Below are 12,774 nucleotides of genomic sequence, written 5' to 3'. Positions count from 1 at the left end.
GACCTCAATCCACCTCAAACCGATAGCCCACGCCATAGACCGACGCCACACTGTGGCCCACCGCACCGGCAGCGTCCAGTTTGCGGCGCAGGTTTTTGATGTGGCTGTCGATGGCGCGGTCGCTGACATCGCGCAGGTCATTGTGCAATTGGTCCAGCAAGCGCGCGCGGCTGAACACATGGCTGGGGCGCGACATCAGCAGGCGCAGCAGGCGAAACTCGACCGGCGTCAGCGGCAGGGGGTGGTCGGCCCAGCGTATGGTTTGTGTGGCGTCGTCGGCCTGCAATGATGGGGCCGTGGTGGATGCGGTGGCTGGTGTTGCGGCTCCCGCGGACAGGCTGCCCTGCGCGCGCCGCAGCAGGGCCTTGATGCGGGCCACCACTTCACGCGGGCTGAAGGGTTTGCAGACATAGTCGTCCGCGCCCGTGTCCAACCCCAGCAGGCGGTCGATCTCGTCCACGCGCGCCGTCACCATGATGATGGGCACGGTGGAGAAGGTGCGCAGCTGTTCGCACACGGCCATGCCGTCTTGGCCGGGCAGCATCAGGTCCAGCACCACCAGTGCAGGGGCGATGGCGCGCACCAGCGGCACGGCGTCCAGGCCATTGCCGCAGACCGTGGTCTCGAAGCCGTGCATGTGCAAATAGTTGGTCAGCATGTCGGCGATCTTGGCGTCGTCTTCGACAACCAGGATGTGCTGCTTGTTCAGCATCGCTGCCATCGGCGTGTTCATGCCGTGTCTTTCTGGGCTGCTGCATCTGGTTGCACGGGCAGGCGCACCGTCAGTTGCAAGCCGCCGCGCTGTGACGCGCTGGCCGAGATCGTGCCTTTGTGCGCATGGGCGATGGAGCGGGCAATGGCCAGGCCCAGCCCGCTGCCGTGCTGACCGTCGCTGCGCTGGCGGGCCTTGTCGCCGCGGAACAGCGGCTCGAACAGTTCACGCATGTCCGAGGGGCTGACGCCGGGCGCGCTGTCGTCCACGGTCAGCGTGACGATGTGGCCCTCACTGCGCCAGTCCACCGCAATGCTGCCGGGTGCATCGGTGTAGCGCAGGCTATTGGTCAGCAGGTTGGCCAGCAGCTGTTCGATGCGACCGAAGTCCCAGTTCACGTCTATCGGTGCTGCCGCTTGGGATGGCAGTTGCAGCATCAGGCCGCGTTGCTGCGCCTGGGCCTCAAAGCGCTGCGCCACGCGCCACAGATGGGCATGGGCATCGCCGGGTGTGAAGTCGCAGCGCAGACCGTCCACATCGGCCACCGACAGGGTGTGCAAGTCATCGACCAGGCGCGTGAGTTGCAGCACCTCGTCGCGCAGGCTGACCATGACCTGGGGCGTGGGCTGGCGCGCGCCGTCTTCAATGGCTTCCATCTCGCCGCGCAGTACCGACAGTGGGGTGCGCAGCTCGTGCGAGATCTGGGCGATCCAAACGCGCCGCGCCGTCTCCAGCCGGGCCAGCTCGGCTGTCATCGTGTTGACGTCTTCCATCAACTGCGCAATCTCGCGCGCCCCGGTGGGTTGCAGGGGTTCGGGGCGGCGTCCGCGGGCGATGTCGCGGGTGGCGCTTTGCAGGGCCAGCAGCGGGCGGCTCCAGCGGCCCGCCATCCACCACGCGGCCAGCACGGCGGCGAGTATGGTGCCCAGCGCGGCCCACACCAGGCGGCTGGTCTGGCGCTGCAAGAAGCGGGCGTCCACGCCTTCGGGCTCGGGTTCGGGCAGCAGGTCCACAAAGGCGATCTCCACGCCATTGACCTTGATGGCGCGCGTAGTGCGCTTGGCATCGGGCGGCTGCGGCCGGCCGGCGAGGCGGTGGCCTTGCGCGTCGCGTAGCAGCATGCGCTCGCCCAGGCTGCCCTGGCCGCGGGGCGTGCGCGGGGCTGCATCCTCGGCGCGGGGCGGGGGTGGCGGCGTTGCCGGTTGGGGTGCTTCACCTTCAGGCGCGGGAGGACGTTGTTGCTGCTCCTGCCCTGGCGGGCCGTCTTCGGGACGTGGTGGGCGGCCATAGCCTCGCGGTGGCGGTGGACGTTGTCCCCGTGGTGCGCGTCCGACAAACTCGTCCATCAGCGCGCGCATGGGGTCCGGGTTCTGTCGCAGCCACTGCAGTTCAGGGTCGCTGGCGGCGCGGCCTTCCACCATGGTCACAAAGCGCATCAGCTGTTCATCGTCGCGCACCTGCAAATAGTCTTTGAAGCCGCTGCGCAAGTTCAGAAAACTCAAGCCACCCACAACCACAACGGCCACTACAACCGCCGATGCGATCAGCAGCGACAGTTGCAGGGCTATGGGTAAGCGGCGGCGTAATTGCATGAACGCATCTTAGCTAGGGGGACGCCTGGGCGGCTGAGCGTTCTGCTCCGTGTCCCCCGCCCGCTGCGCGGGCTCCTCCTTTACCTGCGCAGAACGCCCAGCCGCCCAGGCTTTCGGTGATAAGTTGCGGCTTAGGGTGCACGGAACCCGTCCGACAGCGTGTGCAAAAAGGCGACGATGTCGTTGATCTCCGGCTCGGTCAGCAGCGGTCCGGCGGTGGGTGCGCGGTTGAACGGTGCCTTCACCGATTCGATGTTGCCGCGGTACTGGGCCGGCAGGTCATTGGGTATGCCGCTGGGGCCGTACCAGCGCTGCGGGTTGGTGTTGCGCGTGGAGTAGAAGCGCACCACCTCGTTCAGGTTGTTGAAGAAGCCGTTGTGCATGAAGGCCGGGCGCTCGGCCACATTGCGCAGCGTGGGCATTTTGAATTTGCCGCAGAAGTTGGCAATCGTGGTGCCGGGCACCACACCGGCGGGCAGAACCGGCGCGGTGCGCTCGGGGCCACACAGGCCCAGGTCGTAGAAGGCCGGGTCGGCATTGCGGGGGATGGCCGTGTTACGCGGTATGCCGGTGGCGTAGTAGGTGAATTCGCTGAACAGTGAATCCTCGGGTTTGCCGGTGCTGGGGTCCATCAGATGGCAGCCGGCGCAGTTGGCGCGGTTGGGGTCCATGAACAAGGCCATGCCGCGTGCCTCATTGGGTGTGAACGTGGCCTGCTTGCGCAGCACGGCATCGTATTTGGAGCTGAAGGGTTGCAGCGCCGCGCGCTCAAAGGCGGCAATGGCCACGCCAATTTGGGCGTAGGCAGCCTCGGTGTCGTTGAAAATGTTGGCGCCAAATTGTTGGCGGAACAGCGGCGCATAGCGGGCCGCAGCAATCTTGTCGATGACGGCGCGCTTGCTGGCGTTGTTCATCTCCAGCGGGTTGAGGAAGGGGCCCAGGGCCTGAATCTCCAGCGTGTCGGCACGGCCGTCCCAGAAATGGCCGCCCACGGCCTCGGTCTCGCCATCCTCGGTGCGGAATGAAAACGCGGGAATGAAGCCGGTGTAGCTATTGGTCGGCGCATTGCGCAGACCCAAGGAGGTGGGCAGGCTGCCCTGGGCCACGCCGATGCGCGAGCCGTGGTTGCCGGCAAAGCCTTGGTTGGGCTGGTGGCAGGCCACGCAGGCCGTGCCGCGGGGTTCGGAGAGGTTGGGGTCATTGAAGATTTGCTGGCCCAGGTTGGCGCGGGCGTCGGCCAGCTGGGGTTGTTGTTGTGCGGGGGGTTGACCGGGCTGGGGTGGTGGAGGGGGCGGTGGCGCCGCTGCCTCTTCGGCTTGCGCCGCATTCGTGTCAGTGGTCGCGCCGCCGCCACCGCCGCAGCCACCCAGGGCCAGCAGCAGTGCGGCCGCGCCTGCGACCTGCAAAATCGTCCGGAAGCTGGGTCTGTTGTCGTCCATGGAAGTCTCCTAGTGGATGCCACCTCGGCATCGGTAGGGCAGACTGTGGGCGCCAAATGTGGAGGAAATGTGGATGCCGCTCCCGGCGGCAAGGCATGGAGCAAAATAGGCACCTAGCCCTCGTGCAGATTGATACTGTAGCTACAAAAATAGTAGCATTTAGATTTTGGAGTGGATCCATGCAGACTGCGGATGTCGTGATTGTGGGTGCCGGCATGGCCGGCGCGTCGGCCGCCTACTTTTTGGCGCCGCACTGCCGCGTGCTGGTGCTGGAGCGCGAGGCCCAGCCCGGCTACCACGCCACAGGCCGCTCGGCGGCCATGTATTCCGAGACCTATGGCAACGCCACGGTGCGGGCCATCACCACGGCATCCAAACCGTTCTACTTCAACCCGCCGCCGGGCTTTGCCGCCCATCCGCTGGTCACGCCGCGTGGCTCGCTGATCGTGGGCGCTGAGTCTGACCATGATCACCTGCGCGCCGTCTGGCAGGACATGCAGGCCCTGGTGCCCAATGTGCAGTGGTGGATGCAAAGCCACATCTTGCAGCGCGTGCCGGTTCTACGGCCCGAGGCGGCGCACTGCGGCGTGTATGAGCCCGACGCCATGGACATGGACGTGCACGCCATCCACCAGGGCTTTTTGCGCGGTGCCAAGGCAGCCGGTGGGCAACTGGTGTGCGGGGCGGGTGTGGAGCACATCCACCGTGAACCCGGTGGCGTTTGGCACGTAGACACGGCGGCCGGCAGTTTTTCGGCACCCGTTGTGGTGAACGCCGCGGGTGCCTGGTGCGATCAACTGGCGCAGTTGGCCGGAGTCACCCCCATCGGCCTGGTGCCCAAGCGCCGCACGGCCTTCACCACGGAGGCCCCGGCGGGCTGCGATATCGGCGTCTGGCCCTTGGTCATCGACGCGCAAGAGAGCTTCTACTTCAAGCCCGATGCCGGTGTGCTGCTGATGTCCCCCGCGAATGAGGACGCCGTGGAGCCGCAAGACGTGCAACCCGAAGAGCTGGACGTGGCCATTGCCGTGGACCGCATCGAGACGGCCACCACCTTGCAGATCCGCCAGGTGCGGCGCAAGTGGGCGGGGTTGCGCTCCTTTGTGGCGGACAAGTCGCCGGTGGTGGGTTTCGCGCCCGATGCGCCCGGCTTCTTCTGGCTGGCCGGGCAGGGTGGCTACGGGATCCAGACGGCGCCGGCCTTGGGAGAGCTGGCCGCGGCGCTGGTGCGGGGCTTGCCGGTGCCGGCGGCCATGGCTGCACTGGGGGTGCGCGCGGAGGACGTGGCAGCGGGGCGGGCTGGGTTGTGATGTGCGCTCCAGTCGCGGGCCTGAACCACCACTTCGGTTATTGTCCAACCCTCTCCACTTTCCCTTAGTGCCACGCACACGCACACACAACAACCATGCGCCTACTTCCTCGCACCCTGATTGGCATCTTGTTCAGCCTGGTGGCCCTCTGCGCCCAGGCGCAACAACAGCCACAAAACCTGCCCACCAAATTCGACCCCAAGCGCGATGCGGCGCGCGATGTGGCCACCGCCACGGCGGCCGCCAAGAGCGCCGGCAAGCGCGTCTTGGTCGATGTGGGCGGTGAGTGGTGCAAGTGGTGCCACATCCTGGACCGCTTCATCGAGGCTACACCCGAGGTGAAAGCCGCCATCGACGCCAACTTCGTGACGGTGAAGGTGAATTGGTCCCCCGACAACAAAAACGAGGCCCTGCTCTCCCAATGGCCCAAGATCGGCGGCTACCCCCACCTCATGGTGCTGGACACCAATGGCAAAGTCCTGCATTCGCAGAACACCGGTGTGCTGGAAGAAGGGGAAGGCTATGACAAGGCCAAGGTCATGGCGTTCTTGAAGGAGTACGCCGGGCCCAAGCCTAAGTTCATTCAGTGATTGTGCTGCCAACCCTCGTCAATAATGGCTAAGTAGCTACTAAATCTATAGCGTAAAAATCTTCCCCGGGTTCATGATGTTCAGCGGGTCCAGCGCCCGCTTGATCGCCCGCATCATGTCCACCGCGCCAGTGCCGGTCTCGGTCACCAGGAAATCCATCTTGTGCAGGCCCACGCCGTGTTCACCGGTGCAGGTGCCGCCCAGCTTGAGCGCGCGTTGCACCAGTTGGTGGTTCAGCCGCTCCGCGGTTTCGCGCTCGGCGGGGATGTTGGGGTCTATCAGGTAGCCCATGTGGAAGTTGCCGTCGCCCACGTGGCCGACCAGAAAGTAGGGGATGCCGGCCTCTTGCGTCTCGGTCACCGAATCCAAAAGCGCATCGGCCAGGTGGGAGATGGGCACGCAGGCATCGGTGGTGATGGCCTTGCAACCGGGGCGGGATTGCACGCCGGCAAAGTAGGCGTTGTGCCGCGCGGTCCACAGTTTGGTGCGCTCCTCGGGCGTGGCGGCCCAGGCGAAGGCGCTGCCGTTGTTGTCGGCGGCGATGGATTGCACCATCTCCACCTGCTCCTGCACGCCGGCCGGTGAGCCGTGGAATTCCATCAGCAGCATGGCGCTTTCGGGCAGTGTGAGCTTGGAGTGCTGGTTGACCGCGCGCACCGTGTTGCTGTCGATCAGCTCGCAGCGGGCGATGGGCACGCCCAGCTGGATGATCTGTATCGTGGTGTTGACCGCGTCGGCCAGCGACGCGAACGAGCAGGTGGCCGCCATCACCGCCTCGGGCAAGGGGTAGAGCTTGACGGTGACTTCGGTAACCACTCCCAGCGTGCCTTCGCTGCCCACCATCAGGCGGGTCAAGTCGTAGCCGGCGGATGACTTTTTGGCATGGGTGCCGGTGCGTATGGTTTCACCCTGGGCGGTGACCACTTCCAGTGCCAGCACGTTCTCGCGCATGGTGCCGTAGCGCACGGCATTCGTGCCACTGGCGCGGGTAGCGGTCATGCCGCCAATCGTGGCGTCGGCGCCGGGGTCAATGGGGAAGAACAGGCCGGTGGATTTGACCTCGTCGTTGAGCTGCTTGCGCGTGACGCCGGGCTGCACGGTCACGGTCAGGTCTTCTGCGTTGATGGACAGCACTTTGTTCATCTGGCTCACGTCCAGGCTGATGCCGCCCTGCACGGCCAGCAAATGGCCCTCCAGCGAGGTACCTACGCCAAAGGGGATGACCGGCACCTGGTACTGGGCCGCCAGCTTCACGACCTGGGCCACCTCGGCCGTGCTGTGGGCAAACACCACAGCGCCGGGCGGCGGCACGTCAAACGAGGATTCATCCCGCCCATGCTGCTCGCGCACCACCAGGGCGGTGGAGCAGCGATTGCCAAATTGCGCTTGCAGGGCTTCGATCAACGCGGGGGGAACCGGGCGCTGGTTCACTTCGGGCAGCAAGTGCAGGGGAGGGGTGGGAGCGTTCATGGCGGTGGTCTCCTGGGTGCAACGTGCGCGGCGCGCCGTCGTCTAAAGGATCAGTTTACGATGGGAGACTTTTTTTGTCCTTGCATGGAGCTGACTCTTATGGGCAACCGCCTCACACAAATCGCCACCCGCACCGGGGACAACGGCACCACCGGTCTGGGCGACAACACCCGCGTCTCCAAAGACAGCCTGCGCGTGCACGCCATGGGCGACGTGGACGAACTCAATTCCCACATCGGCGTGCTGCTGTGCGAAGCCATGCCCGAGGGCGTGCGCCATGTGCTGGTGGAGATCCAGCACCAGTTGTTCAACCTGGGCGGCGAGCTGTCCATCCCCGGTTACGAGCTGCTGAAACCCGAGGCTGTGTTGGCGCTGGACGAAGCGCTGGCGGAGCACAACGAACACCTGCCGCGCTTGCAGGAGTTCATCCTGCCAGCCGGCACCCGCGCCGCATCGCAGGCCCATGTGTGCCGCACGGTGGCCCGCCGCGCCGAACGCGCCGTGGTGGCGCTGGGTGCGCAGGACACGCTGAAGGACACTCCCCGCCAGTACCTCAACCGCCTGTCGGATCTGATGTTTGTGCTGTCCCGCGTGTTGAACCGTTACCGTACCGATGGCACGGTGGGGGACGATGTGTACTGGAAGAGCGAGCGCATGGCGAAGGCGGCGCAGGAGTAGGGCTGTAGGCGCTAAGTCTCAGCAGATCAAAGAAGAACGATATTCACAGTTGAGTGGAAACTTCAATAAGACATAAGGGAGCAACATGCCAAAGACACAACTCAAAAATATAACAATTGAAAAATTCCGCGCGCTCAACAACGTCGAAGTTGAATTCGGTGACTACATCACCGTTATCTGTGGGAAGAACGGCACATCCAAATCGTCAATCCTTGGGATTGCAGCGCAAATTTTTAGCTTTGAAAAAGACTATGTAACTGGCACAAGTCTTCGCGACTTCAAGCAAATTAGCGGTCAAGGCTTCAAATCACAGTACAAAGAGCACATCAGGATATCTGAGAAATTTGATGTACCAGGGTCGCTGTCGGCCGTCATTCACATGCACGATGGATATACCGACCAAGCTGCAACTGCCAATTTGGAGTTGATGACCCGTGGTGTTACTGAAAACGAAGCAAAAAAAATATTACCGCGCCCGGTCATCAGGAAAAACAGTATCGCGACCGGGAACACCAGCAGAAACTTCACACATCCTGTGATTTTTCTGAGCTTGAAGCGACTCTATCCAATTGCAGACCGTGACTACAAAGCAATAGATTTCGACTATTTGAAAGCCCATGAGCAGGAATTTATTTCTTTGACCAACGAGTTACTCAATCGGAACTCTATCAAGGCCACGGGCACGCACGGAACAATCAATTCTGCCGTGGCTCACGGTGACAACTACAACCATGAGTCGGTCTCGGCAGGTGAAGATAACGCGGGTCAGATCATCATGGCGTTGCTGTCGTTCAAAAAACTCAAAGCAGAGTATGCCGATTACAAGGGCGGCTTACTGCTGATTGATGAGGCCGATGCTGGCTTGTTTCCGACCGCTCAACTCAACCTGCTAAAAATTTTTGAACGTGAATGCAGGAAGCTCAACTTGCAGGTAGTCATGACATCGCACTCCCCAATCATGATCGAGTACGCACACGAGCAGAGTCAGCATGAACACAGCAAGAAATTTAAGACTATCTATCTGAGTAATACATACGGAGATGTGCAGGTCATGCAGGATTGGTCTTGGGCGAAGATCAGTGCCGACATCCACACGAGAACTGTCGGCGCGGGGCCAATGACAATCCTGCCAAGCGTCAACATTTATTTCGAAGACAAAGAAGCAGAAGACTTTTTTGATGCATTGATGAGTAGGCAGCCAGTTAAAAAATTCACCACTGCAATGTCAGAGGTGACACTTGGGTGCGCGAACTACGTAAATCTGATTAAAAACAAGGTACCCGAGTTCACTGAGAAGAGTGTGATTTGTCTTGACTCAGATGCACGTTCGCTCATCAACGGAAAGAACTATAGAACCGTTGTTCTTTTGCCCGGTGAATTGCCCCCCGATCAGTTGATTTTTCAGCATTTATATAACCTCCCTGCCGAAGATGGATTTTGGCAAAATGAGCTGCAATTTACTCGAGATGTATTCACAAATGCAGCACGGGAAACAATCAATGAGTTAAAAATTACGGGATTCAAAGTTGATCTCGATGAACGTATCAAAGCATACAAGGGCGCATTGAAGCCCCGTGACATTTTCAAGAAGTTTTACAAAGGCGATGAAGTGCAAAAAGTGCTGAGTTGCGGAACTAAACCCTATGGTGCGTGGAAGCATTGGATAGAAAGCAATCCAGCATTAGCTAACCAGTTTTTAGAGCAATTCAAGGCCACAATCTACGGTGTCATGAAAAGGGGTTACGCCGTTGACGATGCCAAACTCACCTCCTTGCAAGTCAAGTTGAAGAAGGTACCCGATGTTCTCTAATAGGCTCTACAGCCCACTGCGCTACCCCGGTGGCAAAGCGCCTTTTGCGCCGTTCATCGCCAAGCTGATGGAGGCCAATGGTGTTGTGGGTGGTCACTATCTGGAGCCTTATGCGGGTGGTGCAGGGGTAGCTCTCGATCTGCTTTTTCAGGGACATGCAAGCCACGTCCATATCAACGATGCTGACCCTGCTGTGTACGCGTTTTGGGTGTCTGTTACGCAGCATTCTGATGAGTTGCTTGAGTTGCTGGCATCAACTCCCATCACCATTGCTGAGTGGTTCAAGTGGCGCTCGGTACTCCGTGAAGACTGCCAAGCCAGCTTGATCGAGAAGGGGTTTGCTACGTTGTTCATGAACAGAACCAACCGCTCTGGCATTTTGAAAGCGGGCGTCATTGGCGGAAAGAGTCAGGAAGGTGCTTACAAACTGGATGCCCGTTTCAAGAAGGATGTCATTGCCGCACGGATTGTGGAGATCGCTAAACGTGCGAAAGACATCACCGTGTATAGCGAAGATTCATTGGCTCTTCTGAAACGCTGCAAAGAGTTTCTACCAAAAGAGTCGCTGATCTATCTTGACCCTCCTTACTACGTCAAGGGCAAGGGTCTGTACCGCAACTATTACGAGCATGACGATCACGTTGCGATAGCGAAAACTATCAAGGCTCAAGGGTTCAAGCGGAACTGGGTCGTGTCTTATGACAATGTTGACGAAATTCGCGCCATGTATCAACTCGTCAACACGAAAACATATGGACTCAACTACACGGCCCAACGGCGCTATGTAGGCAATGAAGTCATGTTTTTTAGCCAAGGCTTAGTTGTTACTGATGACTGTATCCCTCTGGCAAAAAAAGTCGCTTGATCTGATAAACGTATCCTGTTGTCAGGCGTTAAGCGTCGGCATTCCTTGGGCGGGGTAAAGGGTGGCTGGAGGTGTCACCCGCGTACGTGCACGACGACGCCGTACCATGCAACACTCGCTGACGCTCCCACAATAGTGACAACAGAACAGCCCCAAGAAAATGACGATCAGCATGTCCGAGATAACAGCCGCCCCCTACATCCCGCAAATCCGCCTGTACCAGGATTGGCTGGAGGCCAACCGCGGCCTGTCGTTCGCCACCTACCGCGAGCTGTGGAACTGGTCCATCACCGACCTGGATGCCTATTGGCAAAGCGTGTGGGATTACTTTGGCATGGAGTCGCCCACGCCGCATACCGCAGTGCTGGCCAAGAATGTGATGCCGGGCGCGGTGTGGTTTCCCGGCGCGCAGGCCAATTACGCGCAGCAGGTGTTTCGCCATGTGCAGCCTGCGCATGCTGCGGGGTTTGCCGCCATCGTCAGCCGCAATGAAAAGGGCGAACACCGCGAGCTGAGCTGGCCCGAGCTACGCCGTCAGGTCGCGTCACTGGCGCTGCACCTGCAGGCCCAGGGTGTGCAACCGGGAGACCGGGTGGCGGCGTATTTGCCGAATATTCCCGAGGCCATGGTGGCCTTTCTGGCCACGGTCAGCATCGGCGCGGTGTGGAGCATCTGCGCGCCGGATATGGGCACGAACGCCGTGCTGGACCGCTTCCAGCAGATCACACCCAAGATACTGATCGCCTGCGACGGCGTGCGCTACGGCGGGCGTGACTTGGACCGCATGGCTGTGGTGCAGTCGCTGGTGGATGCGCTGCCCACGGTGCAGCATGTGGTCTTGCATGCGAACCTGGGCACGCGCGATGTGTTCCAAGTTACTCATAATTTGATAGCAACACATGTAGATTTTACGAGGGCTACCGCCAGAAATGACGCAAGCACTTCGGCGTTTGAGCCACTCTGGCTGCCATTTGACCACCCGCTGTGGATCGTCTACTCCAGCGGCACCACCGGCCTGCCCAAACCCATCGTGCACGGCCATGGCGGCACCGTGCTGGTGGCGCTGGCGATGAAGGTGTTGCACAACGATGTGGGCTGCAGCTACGAGGCCAACACCTGGGGCGAGCGCTTCCACTGGTACAGCTCCACGGGCTGGGTGATGTGGAATGCGCAGGTGGCCGGTTTGCTGAATGGCACGACCTGCGTGATCTACGACGGTAGCCCGGCCGCGCCCGACTGGACCACGCTATGGCGTTTTGCCAGCGAAACCGGCGTCACCTTCTTCGGGGCCGGTGCGGCGTTTTATGCCAATTGTTTGAAGGCGGGGTTGGACCTGTCTGCCGTTGGGGATCTGTCGGCGGTACGGGCCTTGGGTACTACGGGATCACCGTTATCACCTGAGGCGCAAACTTGGGGAACCGAGCAGTTCAGGTGCATCGCGAAGAGCGATGCGCAACAAGACATCTGGTGGTGCAATATTTCGGGTGGCACGGACTTCTGCGGCGCATTTATCGGCGGCAACCGCGAGCTACCCCAAGAGCCGGGTGTCATGCAATGCCGCTTGCTGGGCTGCGCGGTCGAGGCGTGGAACGAGCAGGGTGAACCGGTGCTGGGCGAGGTCGGTGAACTGGTCTGCAGCCAGCCGATACCGTCCATGCCGCTGTACTTCTGGGGTGATGCGGGCAACGTCCGTTACTTGGCCAGTTACTTCGAGATGTATCCCGCTGGCCACGGCCGCAAGCCCGGCGGCGGGGATGCCCCTGCGGAAGCAGGCGGCGTCTGGCGCCATGGCGACTGGCTGCGTGTGGGGACCAAGGAGGACGGTGGCGAGGGCTGCGTGATCTTTGGCCGCAGCGACGCGACGATCAACCGCCACGGTCTGCGCATGGGCACCAGCGAGTTGTACAGCGCGGTGGAAGCCCTGCCCGAGGTCGTGGACAGCCTGGTCGTGGACCTGGAATACCTGGGCCGCGAGAGCTATATGCCGCTGTTTGTGGTGCTGCGGCCGGGCCTGGTGCTGGACGACGCCTTGCAGGCCACCATCGCCAACGCCATCAAGACCGCGCTGAGCCCGCGTTTCGTGCCCAATGCCATCTTCCAGGTCGCCGAGGTTCCGCGCACGCTGTCGGGCAAGAAGCAGGAGCTGCCGATCAAGAAACTGCTGCTGGGTCAGCCGCTGGAGAAGGTGGTCAACAAGGACGCGATGGCCAATCCGGGCTGCCTGGATTGGTACGTGGCGTTTGCACTGAAGAGACTGACCGGCACCTAGGAGCTGAGGGCAGCAAATCCGCGCCCGGCCGCCCCAAGC

Annotated in this window: 10 protein-coding genes; 6 read left to right on the top strand and 4 right to left on the bottom strand. The window is 61.3% G+C overall.

Going from position 1 to position 12,774, the window contains the following annotated elements:
* Positions 1-4 precede the first annotated feature (4 nt).
* The 3 genes from AC07OO_RS16570 to AC07OO_RS16560 all read right to left on the bottom strand — a co-directional run bounded on the left by AC07OO_RS16570 (position 5) and on the right by AC07OO_RS16560 (position 3,743).
* Positions 5-733 carry a response regulator gene (locus AC07OO_RS16570; RefSeq protein ID WP_495083185.1) on the bottom strand — a complete coding sequence of 243 codons (729 nt, stop codon included), beginning with the start codon at positions 731-733 and terminating at the stop codon, positions 5-7.
* Positions 730-2,304: an ATP-binding protein gene (locus AC07OO_RS16565; protein WP_495083184.1), complete on the bottom strand. Its 1,575-nt coding sequence runs from the start codon at positions 2,302-2,304 to the stop codon at positions 730-732. The genes AC07OO_RS16570 and AC07OO_RS16565 overlap by 4 nt, the downstream gene beginning before the upstream one ends.
* A 131-nt stretch (positions 2,305-2,435) precedes the next feature.
* Complete coding sequence (locus tag AC07OO_RS16560; RefSeq protein ID WP_495083183.1) at positions 2,436-3,743, bottom strand: cytochrome-c peroxidase; 1,308 nt, start codon at positions 3,741-3,743, stop codon at positions 2,436-2,438.
* A 179-nt stretch (positions 3,744-3,922) separates the two neighbouring features.
* Between AC07OO_RS16560 and AC07OO_RS16555 the strand changes: the two genes are divergently transcribed.
* Entirely contained in the window at positions 3,923-5,053 is a 1,131-nt protein-coding gene (locus AC07OO_RS16555) for an NAD(P)/FAD-dependent oxidoreductase (protein WP_495083182.1), read from the top strand.
* A 95-nt stretch (positions 5,054-5,148) separates the two neighbouring features.
* Complete coding sequence (locus AC07OO_RS16550; protein ID WP_495083181.1) at positions 5,149-5,643, top strand: thioredoxin family protein; 495 nt, start codon at positions 5,149-5,151, stop codon at positions 5,641-5,643.
* A 45-nt stretch (positions 5,644-5,688) separates the two neighbouring features.
* Here the strand turns inward: AC07OO_RS16550 and AC07OO_RS16545 are convergent, their stop codons facing one another.
* Positions 5,689-7,113 carry an FAD-binding oxidoreductase gene (locus tag AC07OO_RS16545; protein ID WP_495083180.1) on the bottom strand — a complete coding sequence of 475 codons (1,425 nt, stop codon included), beginning with the start codon at positions 7,111-7,113 and terminating at the stop codon, positions 5,689-5,691.
* 99 nt (positions 7,114-7,212) lie between these two features.
* On the opposite strand from AC07OO_RS16545, the gene AC07OO_RS16540 reads away from it, so the two are divergent.
* From AC07OO_RS16540 to AC07OO_RS16525, 4 genes are all read left to right on the top strand, one after another.
* Positions 7,213-7,791: a cob(I)yrinic acid a,c-diamide adenosyltransferase gene (locus AC07OO_RS16540; RefSeq protein ID WP_495083179.1), complete on the top strand. Its 579-nt coding sequence runs from the start codon at positions 7,213-7,215 to the stop codon at positions 7,789-7,791.
* Between the two features lie 85 nt (positions 7,792-7,876).
* Complete coding sequence (locus AC07OO_RS16535) at positions 7,877-9,601, top strand: AAA family ATPase (protein WP_495083178.1); 1,725 nt, start codon at positions 7,877-7,879, stop codon at positions 9,599-9,601.
* On the top strand, positions 9,591-10,466 hold the full coding sequence (locus tag AC07OO_RS16530; protein WP_495083177.1) for a DNA adenine methylase: 876 nt from the start codon (positions 9,591-9,593) through the stop codon (positions 10,464-10,466). Before AC07OO_RS16535 ends, AC07OO_RS16530 begins: the two co-directional genes overlap by 11 nt.
* Positions 10,467-10,626: 160 nt before the next feature.
* Complete coding sequence (locus tag AC07OO_RS16525) at positions 10,627-12,735, top strand: acetoacetate--CoA ligase (RefSeq protein WP_495083176.1); 2,109 nt, start codon at positions 10,627-10,629, stop codon at positions 12,733-12,735.
* Positions 12,736-12,774: the final 39 nt, after the last annotated feature.

The organism is Rhodoferax sp. GW821-FHT07G04, assembly GCF_059418585.1.
Note: the sequence above shows the minus strand (reverse complement) of the source record. Positions and strands in the feature narration are given on the sequence as shown.

Coding starts and splice junctions, on each gene's coding strand:
- AC07OO_RS16570 (WP_495083185.1), bottom strand. CDS start 733: ATGAACACGCCGATGGCAGCGATGCTGAACAAGCAGCACATCCTGGTT.
- AC07OO_RS16565 (WP_495083184.1), bottom strand. CDS start 2,304: ATGCAATTACGCCGCCGCTTACCCATAGCCCTGCAACTGTCGCTGCTG.
- AC07OO_RS16560 (WP_495083183.1), bottom strand. CDS start 3,743: ATGGACGACAACAGACCCAGCTTCCGGACGATTTTGCAGGTCGCAGGC.
- AC07OO_RS16555 (WP_495083182.1), top strand. CDS start 3,923: ATGCAGACTGCGGATGTCGTGATTGTGGGTGCCGGCATGGCCGGCGCG.
- AC07OO_RS16550 (WP_495083181.1), top strand. CDS start 5,149: ATGCGCCTACTTCCTCGCACCCTGATTGGCATCTTGTTCAGCCTGGTG.
- AC07OO_RS16545 (WP_495083180.1), bottom strand. CDS start 7,113: ATGAACGCTCCCACCCCTCCCCTGCACTTGCTGCCCGAAGTGAACCAG.
- AC07OO_RS16540 (WP_495083179.1), top strand. CDS start 7,213: ATGGGCAACCGCCTCACACAAATCGCCACCCGCACCGGGGACAACGGC.
- AC07OO_RS16535 (WP_495083178.1), top strand. CDS start 7,877: ATGCCAAAGACACAACTCAAAAATATAACAATTGAAAAATTCCGCGCG.
- AC07OO_RS16530 (WP_495083177.1), top strand. CDS start 9,591: ATGTTCTCTAATAGGCTCTACAGCCCACTGCGCTACCCCGGTGGCAAA.
- AC07OO_RS16525 (WP_495083176.1), top strand. CDS start 10,627: ATGACGATCAGCATGTCCGAGATAACAGCCGCCCCCTACATCCCGCAA.